The 17303-nt window shown below is 56.7% G+C and carries 14 protein-coding genes and 1 tRNA gene; 2 read left to right on the top strand and 13 right to left on the bottom strand.

Annotation, left to right across the window (positions count from 1 at the left end; translation table 11 throughout):
• Positions 1-158 precede the first annotated feature (158 nt).
• Positions 159-1124, top strand: coding sequence for an FKBP-type peptidyl-prolyl cis-trans isomerase (locus OZX75_RS08310; RefSeq protein WP_277146168.1), 966 nt, complete (start codon positions 159-161; stop codon positions 1122-1124).
• Positions 1125-1368: 244 nt separating this feature from the next.
• On the opposite strand, the gene nucS is transcribed toward OZX75_RS08310, so the two are convergent.
• The 12 genes from nucS to OZX75_RS08250 form a co-directional block, all read right to left on the bottom strand.
• Positions 1369-2205 carry an endonuclease NucS gene (gene nucS, locus OZX75_RS08305; RefSeq protein WP_277146167.1) on the bottom strand — a complete coding sequence of 279 codons (837 nt, stop codon included), beginning with the start codon at positions 2203-2205 and terminating at the stop codon, positions 1369-1371.
• Positions 2206-2242: 37 nt separating this feature from the next.
• Positions 2243-2452: a type II toxin-antitoxin system RelE/ParE family toxin gene (locus tag OZX75_RS08300; RefSeq protein WP_277146166.1), complete on the bottom strand. Its 210-nt coding sequence runs from the start codon at positions 2450-2452 to the stop codon at positions 2243-2245.
• 61 nt (positions 2453-2513) lie between these two features.
• Positions 2514-2786 carry a type II toxin-antitoxin system RelB/DinJ family antitoxin gene (locus tag OZX75_RS08295; RefSeq protein WP_277146165.1) on the bottom strand — a complete coding sequence of 91 codons (273 nt, stop codon included), beginning with the start codon at positions 2784-2786 and terminating at the stop codon, positions 2514-2516.
• A 158-nt stretch (positions 2787-2944) separates the two neighbouring features.
• Positions 2945-3238, bottom strand: a complete 294-nt coding sequence (locus OZX75_RS08290; RefSeq protein WP_277146164.1) for a F0F1 ATP synthase subunit epsilon — start codon at positions 3236-3238, stop codon at positions 2945-2947.
• Positions 3238-4731, bottom strand: coding sequence for a F0F1 ATP synthase subunit beta (atpD, locus tag OZX75_RS08285; RefSeq protein WP_277146163.1), 1494 nt, complete (start codon positions 4729-4731; stop codon positions 3238-3240). The genes OZX75_RS08290 and atpD overlap by 1 nt, the downstream gene beginning before the upstream one ends.
• Before the next feature lie 8 nt (positions 4732-4739).
• Positions 4740-5738 carry a F0F1 ATP synthase subunit gamma gene (locus tag OZX75_RS08280; protein WP_277146162.1) on the bottom strand — a complete coding sequence of 333 codons (999 nt, stop codon included), beginning with the start codon at positions 5736-5738 and terminating at the stop codon, positions 4740-4742.
• Positions 5739-5741: 3 nt separating this feature from the next.
• Positions 5742-7370, bottom strand: coding sequence for a F0F1 ATP synthase subunit alpha (gene atpA, locus OZX75_RS08275; protein WP_277146161.1), 1629 nt, complete (start codon positions 7368-7370; stop codon positions 5742-5744).
• A gap of 89 nt (positions 7371-7459) precedes the next feature.
• Positions 7460-8287, bottom strand: coding sequence for a F0F1 ATP synthase subunit delta (locus OZX75_RS08270; protein WP_277146160.1), 828 nt, complete (start codon positions 8285-8287; stop codon positions 7460-7462).
• Between the two features lie 78 nt (positions 8288-8365).
• The gene (locus tag OZX75_RS08265) at positions 8366-8899 is read right to left on the bottom strand and encodes a F0F1 ATP synthase subunit B (RefSeq protein ID WP_277146159.1); all 534 of its coding nucleotides are present in this window, start codon (positions 8897-8899) and stop codon (positions 8366-8368) included.
• A 60-nt stretch (positions 8900-8959) separates the two neighbouring features.
• Positions 8960-9187 carry an ATP synthase F0 subunit C gene (gene atpE, locus OZX75_RS08260; RefSeq protein ID WP_277146158.1) on the bottom strand — a complete coding sequence of 76 codons (228 nt, stop codon included), beginning with the start codon at positions 9185-9187 and terminating at the stop codon, positions 8960-8962.
• A gap of 154 nt (positions 9188-9341) precedes the next feature.
• Positions 9342-10157 (bottom strand): F0F1 ATP synthase subunit A, encoded by an 816-nt coding sequence (gene atpB / locus OZX75_RS08255; RefSeq protein ID WP_277146157.1) that lies wholly within the window; start codon positions 10155-10157, stop codon positions 9342-9344.
• Between the two features lie 286 nt (positions 10158-10443).
• Positions 10444-11490, bottom strand: a complete 1047-nt coding sequence (locus OZX75_RS08250; protein WP_277146156.1) for a homoserine O-succinyltransferase — start codon at positions 11488-11490, stop codon at positions 10444-10446.
• 106 nt (positions 11491-11596) lie between these two features.
• Between OZX75_RS08250 and OZX75_RS08245 the strand changes: the two genes are divergently transcribed.
• Positions 11597-11673: transfer RNA gene (locus OZX75_RS08245), tRNA-Met, on the top strand.
• A 164-nt stretch (positions 11674-11837) separates the two neighbouring features.
• On the opposite strand, the gene OZX75_RS08240 is transcribed toward OZX75_RS08245, so the two are convergent.
• Positions 11838-17300 (bottom strand): LPXTG cell wall anchor domain-containing protein, encoded by a 5463-nt coding sequence (locus OZX75_RS08240; protein WP_277146155.1) that lies wholly within the window; start codon positions 17298-17300, stop codon positions 11838-11840.
• Positions 17301-17303: the final 3 nt, after the last annotated feature.

The following is a 17303-nucleotide window of genomic DNA, read 5'->3' as shown; positions in this document are numbered from 1 at the left end:
TTTTGAGCCGAATTCTGTGATTTACTCTGTATCGCAGGGATAGATACAGAAAAAATCACATCTCCACCATGGCCAATCACCATCAGCCAGCCGACGATATCGGCTCAGCCATCTCCGACTATGCGCTAAATCAAGGTTCAGGGCTAATGTGGTGAACCATGAGCAACAAACACCCCCGAACATTCGGCCGCATGCTCGCAGCGGCTTGCGCCATCGCCCTGTCATTCGGCTTGGTCGCCTGCGGGTCGGGCAGCGACAACAGCAAATCCGCCGATTCCTCTTCCGACACGCAGATGGCCGGAGTCAAGGCCACCGGAACGCTTGGCAAAAAGCCGAAAATCACTTTCCACACCCCCATGACCGTGGTCAATAATTCCTATGCCGTACTGCAAAAAGGGAATGGCGCCGCAATTAAAAAAGACAATCACGTCTGCATCCAGGGCATCGCGCTGAACGCCAAGGACGGCAGCGAGATGATCAGCACCTGGGAGAAGAACACGCCCGACTGCTCGATGGTGATGAACGAGGACGGCGCGGGCAAAACCTATTACAACGTGCTCAAAGACCAGAAGATCAACTCGACCATCGCTTTCGGCGTCAACGACCACAACAAAGCCAGCACTTCGTACATCATGGCGATCACCCTCGTTTCGCAATCCAAGCCGCTGACGAAGGCCAAAGGCACCAAGGTGACCGACGTTCCTGCCGACCTGCCGAAGGTGACGCTCGACAAAAAGGGTGCGCCTTCCATTGATTTCAATGGTTACAAGCCGGGCAATGATCTCGTCGTCCAGCCTCTGATCCGCGGCACGGGCAAGAAGGTCGCCGAAACAGACACCATCGACGCGCATTACACCGGCTGGGTGATGGACAAGGACGGCAAGCCGTCGAAGTTCGATTCCTCGTGGGACCGCGGCAAGTCCTCACAATTCTCGCTGCAGCAGGTCGTCGACGGTTGGAAGAAGGGCCTTGCCGGTCAGACGGTCGGCTCGCAGGTTCTGCTGATCGTTCCCCCGGATCTTGGCTACGGCAACAAGGCGCAGGCCAAGATTCCCGCCAATTCGACGCTCTACTTCGTGGTCGACATCCTCTACGATTACGGAGCCACGCAGGCCCAGCAGTAAGCCGGCCACCGAAATCCGATAATTAAACGGGCGACGAGTCAAACAACAACGATTCCCGGACACTCACCTTGACGTGACGTCCGGGAATTTTCATACCGTACCCAAAAACGGACTCGCCAAGAAACAACCGAATCGGATAGAACAATAACGATAACGCGACAATAAGGCGAATCTAAGGCGCAGAATCCCAATACGAATCCATAGAGAATCGCAGATTTGTCCGATACTCCGATACCGATTCGCCTCAGAACAGACGCAGGCTGTCGTCGTCAGTACCTTTCATGTCCTCGTAGTCGAGAATAAGGCAATCAAAACCGCGCTCGGTGGCCAGGACTTTGGCCTGCGGGGTGATCGTCTGGGCGGCGAACATACCACGGACCGGAGCGAGCAACGGATCCTTGTTGAGCAGTTTCACATAACGGGTGAGCTGTTCGACACCGTCGATGCCGCCATGACGCTTGATCTCGATGGCGACGTGCTGGCCGGCCCCGTCGATGGCCATGATATCGACCGGGCCGATAGGCGTCGGATACTCACGGCGCACCAGTTTCGCTCCCTTGCCGATCCGCTCGATCTGAGCGGCCAGATAATACTGGAGATGGTCTTCCACACCATCCTTGGTCAGGCCCGGATCCTCTCCCAGATCGTAGGTCTCGTCGGAATAGACGTGCTGCACCGTCACTTCGAGCACGTCGGTCGACTTCTGCGAGGCGACGCGAAAGACCTTTTCGGGCAATGGTTCGGCAGCTACATCAATGTTTATCGCCGCGTCGACGGTGGTTTGCACGGCGCTATCCCCAACAGCGCCTTCATCCGAATCCGCCATCGCTTCGGTTTCAGTCGCTTCTTTTGGTGTAGTCGAAGCATTTCCTTCCTCGCCGTTCTCAGCCTCATTTTCCGGCGTCACCTCACGGATCGTACAGGGCGCTGCCATCCAATTGAGCGGCTTGTAGGAACCGAGTTCGGAGAAAATCAGCAGGCTCTGGTCGGCCTTGATCATGAGCACCCGCTTGGCCATGGGCAACGAGGCGTTGAGCCGCCCGGAGTAGACGGCGGAGCAGTCAGCAACAATAATTCGCACGCTGGCTACCTTACCCGAGCCTCTAGGCGAAAAGGGCTCACAATAAAGTGTCGTGAGTTCCGGTGCGTGTGAGAACTATGGTAATCGTCTCTTTTATTTTCTTGTACACCAAAAGCCAATCGCCTTCGATATGCAATTCACGATACCCTTGCAAAGCCCCGGTAAGTTTATGGTCACGGTAATGCCCCGCCAATAAATCTATGTCATTGCTTGCCAAAGCATCGAGAGCTTTATCTATCTTCGTCAAGTCTCGATGCAGCTTTCACATCTTGTTGATATCACGATCGAATTGTTTCGTGGTACGAAAGCTATACATGGCGTATCCTCGACTTCACTTCCTCGAGACTCATCGGTTCACTCAGCGGCTCATCTTCAGTTGCCAACACAGAACGCTCAAACGAAGTCTGAGCCGAGGGCTGGAATGGTATACGCTGTTCACGCACGGCCTGGGCCACAAACATGTTGACTGCACTGCTGAAATCAAGGCCCATGCTGCGGAAAAGGCGCTCACCTTTTTCTTTGAGTCCTGAATCCATACGCAATTGCACACGAGATACTGGAGATGATGCTGCGTTGCTCATTATTGCCTCACTTTGTTTATTTAGCTCTAAAATTACAGCAAAGAACAATAATAAGCAAATTAAGACAATAAAATCACCAGAGAATATGCAAAAACGGAGGCACCGAACGTATCGATGCCCCCGCTTTATTGACGAAAGTTGCCGACGAACCAGACGAACTACTCTGCCGCTTGCGTCGGATCCTTCTTGGTGTCGACGCCGGTTTCGACGGCGATAGTCAGCTTGTTGGAATCGAAGGACGCGAATCCGTCGGTCACCTCGAAGCTGTGACGGTTGCCGTCAACGTCAATGGCCGAAACCGTGCCCTTGTCGATCACCGTCAGAATCGGCTCGTGGTCGGGCAGAAGGCCCATGCCACCCTCGCTGGCGGGGATGGAAACGGACTTCGCGACGCCGCTCCACAAGGGACGGTCGGAAGCGACGATATTCACTTTCATCTGCGAGCCAGCCATCACGCATATTCCTTCTGCATGTCGTGCCACTTGTGCTCGAGGTCGTCGATACCGCCGATGCCGCTGAACGCCTGTTCGGGCACGTCGTCATACTTGCCGTCGCAGATGCGCTTGAACGCCTCGACCGTTTCGTCGGCCTTGACATAGGAGCCTTCCAAGCCGGTGAATTTTTTCGCGACATAGAAGTTCTGGCCCAGGAACTGCTGGATCTTGCGGGCGCGGTTGACGGTGGTCTTGTCTTCCTCGCCGAGCTCGTCGATGCCGATCAGGGCGATGATGTCCTGGAGCTCCTTGTTGCGCTGCAGAATCGCCTTGACACGGTTCGCGGTGTCGTAGTGCTCCTGGCCCACGTAGCGCGGATCGAGGATTCGCGAGGTGGAGGAGAGCGGGTCGACGGCCGGATAGATGCCCTGGGAGGCGATGTCACGAGAGAGCTCGGTGGTCGCGTCCAAGTGAGCGAAGGTCGTGGCCGGGGCCGGATCGGTGTAATCGTCGGCGGGCACGTAGATGGCCTGCAGCGATGTGATCGAGTGGCCGCGGGTCGAGGTGATGCGCTCCTGCAGGGAGCCCATCTCGTCGGCCAGGTTCGGCTGATAGCCCACAGCGGACGGCATACGGCCGAGCAGCGTGGAGACCTCGGAGCCCGCCTGCGTGAAGCGGAAGATGTTGTCGATGAAGAGCAACACGTCCTGGTTCTCGACGTCGCGGAAGTACTCCGCCATCGTCAGGGCCGTCAGCGGCACGCGAAGACGCGTCCCCGGAGGCTCATCCATCTGGCCGAAGACCAACGCGGTCTTCTCCAAGACGCCTGCGTCGCCCATCTCGCCGATCAGGTCGTTGCCCTCACGGGTACGTTCGCCGACACCGGCGAATACGGAGACACCGCCGTGGTTCTGCGCCACGCGCTGGATCATCTCCTGGATCAGCACGGTCTTGCCGACGCCTGCGCCGCCGAACAGACCGATCTTGCCGCCCTCGACGTACGGGGTCAGCAGATCGATGACCTTGATGCCCGTCTCGAACATCTTGGTGCGACTCTCGAGCTGGTCGAAGGCCGGCGGATTGCGGTGGATGGACCAACGCTGCTTGATTTCGATATGCTCATCGGGCTTCGCGTTCAGAATGTTGCCCGTGACATCGAACACATGTCCCTTGGTCACGTCGCCGACCGGCACCTCGATGGGGCCGCCCGTGTCGGTGACCGTTGCGCCACGCACGAGGCCATCGGTAGGCTTCAAGGCGACGGCGCGCACCGTGGAATCACCGATCTGCTGCTCGACCTCAAGGGTGATCTTCTTGACGGTCTCGCCTTCGGTGTCTCCCTCGTTGCCGATCTTGACTTTCAGGGCATTGTAGATGTCGGGCAGGTGCCCCGCCGGAAACTCGGCGTCGATCACCGAACCCTGGACGCGCGTCACGCGCCCGGCATTCAGATCGTTCGCCTTGTCGGCGGAGGTCGCGCTGGACTGAGCCGTTGACTCGTTTTGTGCCATAAGCGTTCCTACTCTTCCTCTTTGTTCAGCGCGTCTGCGCTGCTGATTATCTCAGTAAGTTCCTGGGTGATCGAAGCCTGGCGAGAAGCGTTGAGCTGGTGCGTCAGGGTATCGATCAGGTTGTTGGCGTTGTCTGTCGCGGTGTGCATGGCGTTCTGCCGGCTCGCCGTCTCGGAGGCGGCCGCGGTCAACAGGCATTCATGGATACGCGACTGCACGTACTTCGGCAGAATCGCATCCAAGACCTTGTCGATGTTCGGCTCGAACGTGTAGAGCGGTGACATCTGATCGCTTTTCGCTACAGCTGTCACATCCCCGCCCGTAGTAGCCGCCGAGGAATCGGACTGCCCGCTTTCGGTTTTGGCGTCGGGCTCGGCAGTGATATTGACATCTGCCTGATTGTCGCCGTTCCTGACCAGTTCGACCGGCAGCATCCGCAGCACACGGACCTTCTGCACCACCATGTTCACAAATTCCGTGAAGACGATATACAGCTCGGAAACACCGCCCTGCGCAGCCGTTTTCATATAGTCGTCCAACAGCCGGTTGGCGATTTCCCTGGCGGTCTCGGCGCCCGGCTGGTCGGTGTTGCCTTCCCATGTCGCCGCGATCTGACGATTGCGGTATTGGTAATAGGAAACTCCACGGCGACCGTAAACGTACAGCAGAGGCTGCTTGCCCGCTTCGTCGAGGCGAGCGAGCAACGATTCCGTCTCGCGGATGATCGACGAGGTATAGGCACCGGCCATACCGCGGTCCGACGTCAAGGCGAGAACGGCGACCCGAGGGTTGTGTTCCGTGGACTTGACGATCGGATGATCAATATCGGTATGTGCGGCCAGCGCCTGGACGGCATCGAAAATCGCGTCGCTGTATGGCTTCGCGTTGAGCGCGACAGAGCGTGCCTTGGCGATATGCGAAGAAGCGATCATCTCCTGCGCGTTGAAGATCTTGCCCAACGAAGTGGTGGAGGTGATGCGTGATTTCAATCCGAGTTGCGAAGCCATGGGTTACTTATCACCCGCCACAATCTTTTCCTGCTCAATCTTGGTGGCAGTGGTGGCAACCGGCGACTTTACGACCAACGGCTTGCCAGCCTTGGTCACATAGTTCTCACGGTATTTCTCGACAGCTTCATCCAAAGCCTTCTCCGTGTCATCGGTGAAGTTCTCGGTGTCGCGGATCGTCTTCAAGATATCGGTGTTGTGCTCAAGATAGCCCAACAGGCCATGCTCGAACGGCAGCACGTCGGCGATCTCGAGATCATCGAGCTTGCCGTGGGTGCCGGCCCACACGGAGACGACCTCCTGCTCCATCGAATACGGCGAGAACTGAGGCTGCTTCAACAGCTCGGTCAGGCGCGCGCCACGCGTCAGCTGCGCCTTGGAAGCCGCATCCAGGTCGGAGGCGAACATCGCGAAGGACTGCAACGAGCGGTACTGCGCCAGCGAGATCTTGAGCGTGCCGGAAACCTTCTTCAACGCCTTGGTCTGGGCCGCGCCACCGACGCGGGAGACCGAGATGCCGACGTCCACTGCGGGGCGCTGGTTGGCATTGAACAGGTCGGACTGCAGGAAGATCTGGCCGTCGGTGATCGAGATGACGTTCGTCGGGATGTAGGCGGACACATCGTTCGCCTTCGTCTCCACAATCGGCAGACCGGTCATCGAACCGCCGCCAAGATCATCGGAGAGCTTGGCGCAACGTTCGAGCAGACGGGAATGCAGATAGAAGACGTCTCCCGGGTAGGCCTCGCGCCCCGGCGGGCGACGCAGCAGCAGGGAAATCGAACGGTAGGCCTCGGCCTGCTTCGACAGGTCGTCGAAGACGATGAGGACGTGCTTGCCGTGATACATCCAGTGCTGGCCGATGGCCGAACCGGTGTAAGGGGCGATGTACTTGAAACCTGCGGAATCGGAAGCCGGGGAAGCCACGATGGTCGTATATTCCATCGCGCCCGCCTCTTCAAGGCTCTGACGCACGGAGGCGATCGTGGAGCCCTTCTGGCCGACGGCCACATAAATGCAGCGCACCTGCTTCTTCGGGTCGCCGCTCTCCCAGTTGCTCTTCTGGTTCAAAATCGCATCGATCGCGATGGCCGTCTTGCCGGTCTGGCGATCGCCGATGATGAGCTGGCGCTGACCACGGCCGATCGGTGTCATCGCGTCAATGGCCTTCAACCCCGTGGAAAGCGGTTCCACAACGGGTTGACGATGCATCACGTCCGGGGCCTGCGCCTCGAGAATTCTGCGGCCTTCGCTTTTGATTTCACCCAAGCCATCGATCGGTTTGCCCAGAGGGTCAACCGTACGCCCGAGGTAGCCGTCGCCGACCGGCACGGACAGCACCTCTCCGGTGCGCCGTACCTCCTGGCCTTCCTCGACACCTGCGAAGTCGCCGAGGATAACCACGCCGATCTCACGGGGATCAAGGTTGAAAGCCAGGCCGAGCGTGCCGTCTTCGAACGTCAGCAGCTCGTTGGCCATGCAACCAGGCAGTCCCGTTACGTGTGCGATGCCATCGCCGGCCGTCGCGACATAGCCCACCTCTTGGGTGGGAGTGTCGCTGGGCTTGTACGAATCGACGAAATCGTCGAGGGCCTTTCGCACATTCGCAGGATCAATGGTAAGTTCTGCCATGATCACTCCTTATTGATTAATTTGTTGACTGATAAGTCTTTGGACAGGCGCTTTATTCAAACGCCCTGTTTTCTTCTGCGATGTGCCATTCACATCTCCGTACTCACTTTTCGTCGCAGCTGCAACAGCTGGGCGGCAACGGTGTTGTCCGTGACGTCCGCCCCGATCTGCACACGCATCCCGCCCAAAACCGAGGGGTCGACCGATGAATTGATATGCACCGGGCGGCCAAGCCTGGACGAGTAGATTGCGGCGAGCCGCTTGATCTGGGTCTGGTTCAACGGCGTGGCCGTGGTGACGGTAACCATCGATTGCCCCATATGACGGGTGAACTTGGCGATAAGCCACTCAAGAGTCACAAGGAAACGACGATGACGCGGATTGGCAACGGCATGTTCGGCCAACCTCATGGTCACCCTGTTGAGCTTCGAGCCCTCGAAAACCGTGTGAAGGAGGTCCAGACGCGCCTTGGCCGGTGCAAATTCGTCGGAAAGTTTGGAACGCAGCACCGACATCTTGAGCAACGCGGAACGCATTTCCGCCAATTCGATGGAGACCGTTAAAGTACAATCGGTCGCATCGGCGTAATACATCATTGCGTCAACGGCAAAATCCTCAACGGCGTTGGCGATATCTCTGACCCGGCTCCAATTACGCGAGACCAGATCGTCGAGAATATCCACCGTCAAAGGATCGGCCTGGTCGGCAAGAATCGCATTGATCAACGCCTTCTTGTCGGCGGTGGGCCGAGAAGGATCGGTAAGTGAACGCTCCACCCGGGCGTCATGGTCGAGCAGATTGGTGACGACGAACAGCTCCTCGCCGATTCTCCACGCGCCCGTCCCCTTGTCCCGCAATTTCGGAGCCAGAGAATCGCGCGAAGTGCGATCAGCGCTGAGTGACGCTTCTCCTCGCATTGTTCACCTCACCTTCTTTGGATGAATACTGCTTCAAATCCATGTGCCGCAACATATTCCGTTGGTTGATGGAACACATCACTTCGTATTGTCTGTTTTCTTGTCGAGATCGTCGATCATACCGTCGAGCATGTTGGTCTGCACGTCGCTGTCCTCGAGCTTGGCACCCAGGATTTTGCCGGCAAGAGCCGTGGCCAATGTACCGACCTCGCTCTTCAACGTCACCATCGCCTGCTGTTGCTGCGAGGCTATCGAACGCTGGGCGTTCGCGGTGATCTGCTCGGCTTCCTTATCCGCACGGGTGTGGGCGTCGGAAATGATCTTCGTCGCCTCGCCACGGGCGTCGTCGGTGATCTTGGAGGCATCGACACGGGCATGGTTGAGTTGGTCCTCATACTTCTTCTTGGCCAAGTCCGCATCTTCCTTGGCCTTTTTGGCCTTGGCGATGTTGCCTTCGATCTTTTCGGCGCGCTCGTCGAAAATGGCGTTGAACTTCGGCATGAAGAATTTGTAGAAGAACACAGCGACTATGGCAAGAATGATCAGGGACCATACGATGTCATAGACCTTCGGAATAAACAGGTTGATGCCCTTCGAGGCAGCAAATGTCATCGTGATCTCCTTTCATCGTTCGTTTTCGTCATTGTTTTCGCTTGCCGCTGGTTGTCTTTTTCAGAGCACCAGAGCGGCGACGAAGCCGAGCAGGCCGAGAACCTCGACCAGTGCCAAGCCGATGAACATGATCATCTGGATCTTGCCGCTGACTTCGGGCTGGCGTGCCGTGGACTCCATGGCCTTGCCGAAGAGAATGCCGAGACCGAGGCCCGGGCCGAGGGTGGCCAGGCCGTAGCCGATAACGCTCAGGTTGCCAGAAACCGCTGCGAGAGTGATGATATCCATTTGTTTTCCTTTCCAGTGCCGTGTCGGCATTAAAAAAAACCGGTACAACTTTGGTTACTGCTTTGTTCAATTGTAAAAATTTATTGTTCGCGTCCTGTGCCGTTCTTTCGGCAAGGCCGCCTTATTGTCGTTGTCTTGATCTGACTGTTTTCGGCTATTCCGCCTCCGGGTAACTCAGGTTGATATAGACCGTCGCAAGAATCGAGAAGACGTAGGCCTGCAGGAACGCAACGAAGACCTCGAAAAGCGTCATTACGATGCCGCCGAGGAACCACGCGGCCCCCACCGGGATGCCGACCATCTTGTTGGCCGACTCGATCATCCAGAACTGGGCGAACGCCAGGCAGGTGGCAACTGTAAGGTGGCCAGAGATCATGTTGGCGAAAAGTCGAATCGTCAGCGATGCCGGGCGGATGATGACCAACTCGAGCAGCTGAATCGGAGCCAGAAGGATGTAGACCGGCCACGGCACCCCAGGTGTGAAGCACTCGTCGCGGATGTAGCCCCAAAGTCCCTTTTCACGGCACGCAGCGACCCAATACTGCACCAATACCCAGATGGCGAAGACCAAAGGCATGGTGATGGTGGCCGTCGCGGCCATATTGGCCCCGGGAATGACACCGAAAAGGTTGAAGAAGAAAATCGTGAAGAACAGGGTGGTGATCATCGGCACGTAACGCTTGCCGCGCAACTCGCCCATGGTCTCGTAGACCACGCTGTTGCGTACGAAATCCATGCCGAATTCGATCAGACCCTGCCAACGGCCGGGAATGAGCTTGGCACGTGCCGCGGTCAGGCCCAAAATGATGAGCAAGAGAATCGTAGCGACGATGCGGATGAGAATGATGCGATTGATAGCAAATGGCGTGCCCTGGAAAAGGATTTCCGGAGGCAGGAAGTCGTTGACACCCGGCAAATCCGCACCGGACGCCGACGCCAACACCATATTCGCGCCAACAGCTTCGATCATGTGCCCTCCCCGATTTATCTTGAGGCTACCAGTCTATTCCATCTAAAGGAAATGAAAATGCATCGTTCCGCGATTCGACGCGAATTGGCGACAATTCCACTTCTTTTGGTTTTCCAGCGACGAGAATCATGCGGGGCTTGACGCATCCGGCACGACCCTCAACTCCGAATGGCCGCTGATGATTGTACGTCGTTTACCCGAAAAATGTAAATATCGTCACAATTAATTTCGATATTAGCATTCATAGATAGGTATCAACACCAATAAACAGCATATGTCGCATATCTCACTTTTCTGTCGTATCCGGGACAACCCCATACCCATCATTTACCAGCGGTTTGAAACAATCGTTGCGCGGCATGCCGGGCTCATGTCGAATGGAACGATCGGTACCCAATTTTTTCTCTGCGCGAAGTTTCGGAACCTCTTTGAGGTCATATGGGGTGGTTTCGTAAACCCAGTTGAGCCAGTTGCGCCAGAGCAGATTCGCATGGGCGCGCCACGAGAACAGCGGCTCCATCGTGGGGTCATCGTGCGGGAAATAATTGGCAGGGAACGGCACGTTCGTAAGGCCTTTGGCTTTGTCACGCTCGTATTCGTCACGCAAGGTGTACTTGCCATACTCCCAATGGCCAAGCACAAAGACCTCGGAAAAATCACGGGCGGCGATAAGCCCGGAACCGGTCTGCGGCCCCCAGGTGAGCACCTGCAAATCCTTGTTCGCCGCGATATCGTCCTCGTTCATGCCGGCGACACGCGAATGAGGCTGCAACGAAATCTCGTCGAACCCGTTGGTGATAAAGCAATACTCATCCTGCAGAAATTGCGGGAACACGCCAAAAAGTTTTTCTTTGAAATTTTGCTTGCGGATTCCGTAACGGTAGTTGAGGCCTGCCATCGCGCCCCAGCACAGGTACATCGTGGAGAAAACGTGGGTCTGTGCCCAGTCGAGGATCTGCGTCAACTCATCCCAATAATCGACCTGTGCGAAATCCAGCTGCTCCACCGGCGCGCCGGTGACCACCAAACCGTCGTAATAATTGTCTTTGAACGCGTCGAAATTCTCATAGAACTTGAGCAGGTGATCGGCGCTGACGTGGGTGGACTCGTGGGTCGAGGTCTTCATGAAATCGATGTCGACCTGCAGCGGGGACTTGGAAATCAAACGCAGCAGCTGCGTCTCCGTCTCGATTTTCTTGGGCATGAGGTTGAGAATGACCAACTTGAGGGGGCGGATTTTCTGCTGTTCCGCCTCGGGCTTTTCGATGGCGAATATCCGTTCGCTCTCGAGTATTTCACGCGCAGGCAGTCCGCTGGCAATCTTGATAGGCATGATTCCATTATGGCCGCAAATCTCCCCTCATAGCAAAAAACTCGCCGAAAATTTGACATTTGCGTCATTATCCGTAATCTAGATTATTGCTGTCTTAAACAGCCGTCGCGGGGTGGAGCAGTTCGGTAGCTCGCTGGGCTCATAACCCAGAGGTCTCAGGTTCAAATCCTGACCCCGCTACCAATAAGCCCGGAATCTCAAGGATTCCGGGCTTTGTCATTTCCGTTTTTTCTTGAGTTCAGAGACTTATCCGAATAGTTGCGGATTCAACAGGCCTGAGGATACGGTATCCGGGACTTCCATTTTTTTCTAGGGAGACCCCGGAAACAGACGATATCGAGGCCATATCACCGATGCCGAGGGCTGTAGCGGTTTCGAGACAAGCTCATGAACACCAGAGCTCCGAAGAGGAACACGCCAGCCAACAGCAGCACCAGCATGACGGATGTGCCGGTAGCCACCAACGGCTTTTCTCTCTTGCCGTTCCAATCGTCGAGGTTGGAAGCGACCGGCTGCATCTTGCTCATGGTCCGCCCTTCGATGTTGACAGTCTCGAGTTGGGCACCGTTACCTGAATCCGGACACGAGGCAACGGGACCGTCAGTCTTTTGCTCCGGAAGCATCCCGGAAGCGCTGGAAGTGCCAGAGTCCGGGCCATCAACCTGACCGTCACCGGTCTGTGCACCATTCTGATTGTCACCAGCCCCGGGAGTCGAAGACGCAGAGCCCCCAACACTATGGCCTGCATCCCCGTTGCCGTTACCATCTGCCCAGGGATTCGTATCTACGCTCTCATAGGCGATAAGAGGAATCCCCGTGACCTTGGCGCGGTCCATGTGACTAGCCGTGACGTCTTTCAGCGTGCCGACCACATCGACATGATCCCCGGGCTTCAGCACCAGTTTCGACCATCCGGCCGGATATTTGAAACCGGTCACCGCGCCATCGCCGGCGAGGGTGGTATCGCTGATTTTCAGGTCGCTGGCCTTGAACAGCGCCCCATGCCCGCCTTCATCGTCGCTGGTGTTGGTGATGGTGAAGACGATTTCGGTGTCACCTTCGATGTTGAGCGCATCATCCGGATCGTCACGGTCGCCCTTCGACCAGCCGCTCGGCTTGTCCCATTTCTCGATATGCAGCGAAGGGATCAGGTCAGGCGTGCGGGTCCAGACAGTGTTCGACTCGTTCGTCCTCCCGTTGAGGGTCTCGACGAACGTGTTGTCGTGATGCTCGGTCGGCTTTATCCTTTCAACCTGAATGTAGGCCCGCCAGCCCTGCTCGTGCGCACCGTCACGAGAGACAAGCCGGCGGTAGAACTCGGTTGCGGCGACGGTGATCCGCATCCCTGAACCGTTGCCTTCGGCACCATCAACGCCGTTTGCGCTATCGATGCCGTCAGCGCCAACGCGCGCAGAGATGCCTCCGTCATCGGCTACGAGAGTAAAGAGATCGTCACCGAATCTGCCGATCGCGTCGAACCCGTTGCCGGCAATTCTGTCGCCTCGATGAGCAATCACCTTGCCATCTGCGCCTCGCAAATCATGCGTGGCATATACGGCCCACTGGCCGGTGTATCGGTCGTAGTTCGGGTCGAGGTCATCGACGATATTCCATTCATCGACTTTCGGATAGGCCCGATTCGCCGGCAGCACGGAACTGTCCAACTGGTAAAGGAACGCGCTGTTCTTATATACGTTGGAGCCGTTCACGGATTCGCCGCCGACCTGAACGACCACGTCTTTGCCCGGGTTGATCGGCTTGAGCGGGTTGCTCACCTCATTGGTCTCCTTGCGTACCGTGTTTTCGATCTGGACGGCTTTGTTTTTCACCACATAACCGTCGCTGACTTTTTGGACCGTGTACGGCAACGCAATATGATAGTGCTGGCCGAGCAAGGTCTGGTCGATCGCGGGATCGGCAAGCGGGTCATGCTCGTCGTTTGCCGCATACGCCTTGAGGTCTTGGGGCTGCGGATCTCCCTTCACTGTCTGTGCAGAAGCGGCTATGAACGTGTCGACCTGACGCGCGAAAGCGTAAAGCACGCCGTCGTGAATGTCGATATTGAATTTCCTGGTATAGTCGCGGCCATCATCGCCCGTCACGGCAATGCCCGTGGGGTCGACCTTGAGGTATTCCTCATCGAAGTCGTCGACGATACCGAGCTTCCATACGTTGTAGGCCTGCCCGACCTGCGTGGCGTCCAGATCGATGACGTAGCTGCCGCTATCACCCAGAAGCAACGTCTTTCCGTCGATGGAGACGGTGGAGTCACCTTGCTTCGAGCTCTGGAAATCATGCTTGGAAGGATTCAGCTCGGGAGGGATATTGAACACCTCATTGCTCGGCGTCAGGGAGTTGTTCAACGTAAGCATCCACTGGTTGCCTACCTTGTGATCACCCGGAGCATCGGCTGAGACAGTACCTTCGAATCGCAACTGCAAACGTGGTGTGCCTCCGGCCTGCCACAGGGAGATAAGTGCCGTATCAGTGATGACAACGGCTACCTCGTGCTCGGCGTCGTTCCACTTGGTCACGTATTTCGACTTGGGAATCATACGTCCGCTGTTGAGATTCATGAGTTCCAGCGTCTGTTTGTCAGGCGTTAAATACTCGTCATAACGATCCGTGAGCACGATGGTCTTCACCGGATAAGCCAAAGAAGGAAGACGCGGCTGGGTGTCCAGATCGTATTCGACCTTCTGGCCCGGATAGACGACCTTGCCATCCACCGACCCCTGGTCCCCGCCTTGCGAGGCCTCGCTGACCACGTCCTTTTTCACGGGTGGAACATAACCGTAGATCTTCGGCAGGTTGGTCTCCTTGCCTTGGCGGTTGACGAGAATCGAACCCTTGTTCAGCAGATCCGTTCCGCCGGGATCGGTTCCAAAAGCAAGCTCCTCACCGGTGCCTTTGCCGAAATCCTCACGGACTTTCGCGGCACCCTTCCCGTTGGCATAGTTGGCGAGGAACGGAACAAACATAGTGATCTGCACAGCGCCGACATGGCGCGAAAGATAGGCAAGCCAATCGGACCTGGCCTTGGCGGTAATCCTCGTCCCTTCTTGCGAAATGTTGAATTCCTTGGTGACATCCGAACCCGCAATGGTATTGATGGCGTCGACGCTCGACTGGCTGCTCGAGGCAGCAGGCGCCATATACACGCGCACCTTGGAAATCGCCTGCGGGTCGACGAGATAGTCGGCTTTTGCGTAGTCGTCGGTCAGCAAAAGCTTGCTGATGCCATATTCCAGCACACTGGGGTCGCTGATCGGAAGATTGACTACCGCCCCCAGCTGGTCGCCATCGAGGAACGTGAGGTTGTCGGCCCCGGTCGCGTCGCTTTTGTTCGGGTCGATCACCAGCTTCCATTTGCCGGTTTCGTCGAGCCGCACCCAGCTTTTGTCGGGATTCGGGCTCCACACATGCACCTGTGGCGTGTTCGTCGCGGCCGTTTTGCCATTCCATTGCTCGCTGCCTTTGTTGACGATCGTGGCCGTGGTATGCGCGTCCACGTCTTTGAGCATCGTTCCGTTCAGCACCAGCTTCATCTTGCGGTCTTTAAGCTGTTTGCCGCTGCCGCTCAGTATCGCCGGTTTGGCCTCGGCCGTGGTGACATGATCGCTGACCCCAATGCTGAAATCGTCGCTGCGATCGACACCATCGACATAGACCTTGGCCTTGCCGGCCGGAAAATCAACGTATTGTGCCGCCTGCGACCAATCATCGCTCAGGACATATCGGTCAAGGTCTCGGGCGAGATTCTTGGGCAAAGTCCCGTTGACGACCACTACTGCATTGTCTCCGGTTACGTAGGTTTTATTGTCGGCAGCCACATTGTTGGCATGCGTCTTATCGGCGGTATTCAACGCCTCCTGCGTGTCCTTGACCCATGCCTTGTCAGGGTTGGGGCTACGCACGAGCACTGGCGGCGTATTCGTATCGACTCCCTGGCCGTTGAATTGCTCTTCACCGGAATTGGTCATCGACACCGCGTCCGTGGCCGTCGTCTCCAACTTGAACGTGCCGTCAAGTACCAGTTTGACCACACGGTCATTGGCTTGGTGAGCGCTACCGGCGAGAATCGAGCGTTTGGCGCTGGCCGTTGTCACAGAACCGGTCGTAGTGATGTCGAAATCTCCGGTACGGTCGACACCGTCCACATAGACCTTGGCTTTTTCGTTGGGGAAGTCGACATAGCGCGATGCACCCGACCAGTCGTCGCTCAACGAATACTGTGAAAGGTCTTCTACCAAGTCTTTGGGCAACGTACCATTGACCACGCTGGAGACCCTGTCGCCCGGTACAAAGGTTCTGCCGTCCGCGCCCACCTGATTGGTATGGCCTGGATCCGATACATCAAGGGATTCATCGGGATTAGTGGTCCATGCCTTGTCAGGATCCGGATCGCGCGTCGGAAACTGAAAATGCGCGGTTTCGACAAAAGGATTCCGGTTCCACGACACCTCAGCGAGGTCTCCGACCACAGTGGTGGTCGGATTGTGCACCGTCACTTTGAAGGTGAATCTGAAAATATGGTTGAGCGGCAGTTCGCCCAAACTAGGGGAACGATCGGCCGTAACGACATTCGCAAGCCGGTCCCAATTCATCGCGAATTGACTTGACACATCCGACCCATCACTGGCATCGGTGACCTTCATATCGGAAACGTCATAATCGACACCGTTGGGCGTAATCGAATCCTTGAAATGCATCTCATAGCCGCCACGCCCGGTATCGGATTCGATTGTGGTCGTATTGGCCATGTCATTGACGCTGGTTCCTTTCTGCACCTTCTTTGTCGGTGCCGGAGGAGCCAGCGAAGAGACGTCCCACTGCTCGGCGGAATCGCCAGACCCCTCGTGCGAAGCGGCTGCGCTCATCTTGCCTTGTTTGCTGACATCCACATCGAACCAGTATCGACCCTCCTGCCAATGCGTCATCGATAGGTCAGAGGGCGAGAACGAAGGCGAGGAGGAATCGCCGTTGTTGTGGATTCCGCCGGTCTTCGTCGATTGGCCAGCTGGAACGTACCCGTCGGGCTGACCCTCGTAATGTAAGGTCACATCCGCATTTACATCCTCTTTAATCGGCGAATTATTGTTGCTGGCGTGAATCGTATCCCGTGCCGCATTCTTGGCGCCGACGGCCATACCGGTCGGTGCCCGTTCCGAGGTAGACAGCGACAGATCATAGGTCGGAATCATCGGCTCGAATCTATTGAGCATGATCACTACAATCGACACGTCATCCGAAGCGTACTTGTCCACTATGGAATCCACCGACGTATCAGGCTGATCGGCAAAAGCAGTTCCAGTGGTGTATGAGACTCCGCTATTACTGTAAGTGCCGCCGGAAACCTGCGCGATCCAATTATCTATCCATATTTGTTTAGGGTTATGGACCTGCCCGCTGAATTCTTTGCTCAGACCGGTCATGGTGCCCACTCCGACTACGCGACAGTCCCCGTCACCCTTCCCGGGATGTGCCTCGTGGAACCGGTTGGTGCAATTGGTATTCGCCTCATCCAACGCCTGCTGGGCCACATTGGTGCCGATGCCCATGGTAACGCCCATTTGTTTGAACGCTGCGGTGATGGATGACATGTCATGCCCGCCGAAACCGCCATCGTTGTTGTCCTTGTAGGCCCATTGTTGGGAGACATTCATGCTTCCCCCGCCGCCGCCACCGGCCGACCCGCCGTCACCGCCCGCATAGGCGGTGCCAGGAAGCAACGTCGCCAAAGCCATGGCACCGGACAATGCACAGGCCAGGAATTTTCCAACCTTGGATTGCTTTCTTTGCATCCTCATATA

Origin of the sequence: Bifidobacterium sp. ESL0800 (genome assembly GCF_029395355.1) — a bacterium.
Lineage (GTDB): Bacteria > Actinomycetota > Actinomycetes > Actinomycetales > Bifidobacteriaceae > Bifidobacterium.
This window is presented reverse-complemented; position numbering and strand designations above follow the sequence as displayed.

Bases quoted from the DNA above. Each gene is read 5' to 3' on its own strand.
- OZX75_RS08310 (WP_277146168.1), top strand. From the start codon at position 159: ATGAGCAACAAACACCCCCGAACATTCGGCCGCATGCTCGCAGCGGCT.
- OZX75_RS08295 (WP_277146165.1), bottom strand. From the start codon at position 2,786: ATGAGCAACGCAGCATCATCTCCAGTATCTCGTGTGCAATTGCGTATG.
- OZX75_RS08290 (WP_277146164.1), bottom strand. From the start codon at position 3,238: ATGGCTGGCTCGCAGATGAAAGTGAATATCGTCGCTTCCGACCGTCCC.
- atpD (WP_277146163.1), bottom strand. From the start codon at position 4,731: ATGGCACAAAACGAGTCAACGGCTCAGTCCAGCGCGACCTCCGCCGAC.
- OZX75_RS08280 (WP_277146162.1), bottom strand. From the start codon at position 5,738: ATGGCTTCGCAACTCGGATTGAAATCACGCATCACCTCCACCACTTCG.
- atpA (WP_277146161.1), bottom strand. From the start codon at position 7,370: ATGGCAGAACTTACCATTGATCCTGCGAATGTGCGAAAGGCCCTCGAC.
- OZX75_RS08270 (WP_277146160.1), bottom strand. From the start codon at position 8,287: ATGCGAGGAGAAGCGTCACTCAGCGCTGATCGCACTTCGCGCGATTCT.
- OZX75_RS08265 (WP_277146159.1), bottom strand. From the start codon at position 8,899: ATGACATTTGCTGCCTCGAAGGGCATCAACCTGTTTATTCCGAAGGTC.
- atpE (WP_277146158.1), bottom strand. From the start codon at position 9,187: ATGGATATCATCACTCTCGCAGCGGTTTCTGGCAACCTGAGCGTTATC.
- atpB (WP_277146157.1), bottom strand. From the start codon at position 10,157: ATGATCGAAGCTGTTGGCGCGAATATGGTGTTGGCGTCGGCGTCCGGT.
- OZX75_RS08250 (WP_277146156.1), bottom strand. From the start codon at position 11,490: ATGCCTATCAAGATTGCCAGCGGACTGCCTGCGCGTGAAATACTCGAG.
- OZX75_RS08240 (WP_277146155.1), bottom strand. From the start codon at position 17,300: ATGAGGATGCAAAGAAAGCAATCCAAGGTTGGAAAATTCCTGGCCTGT.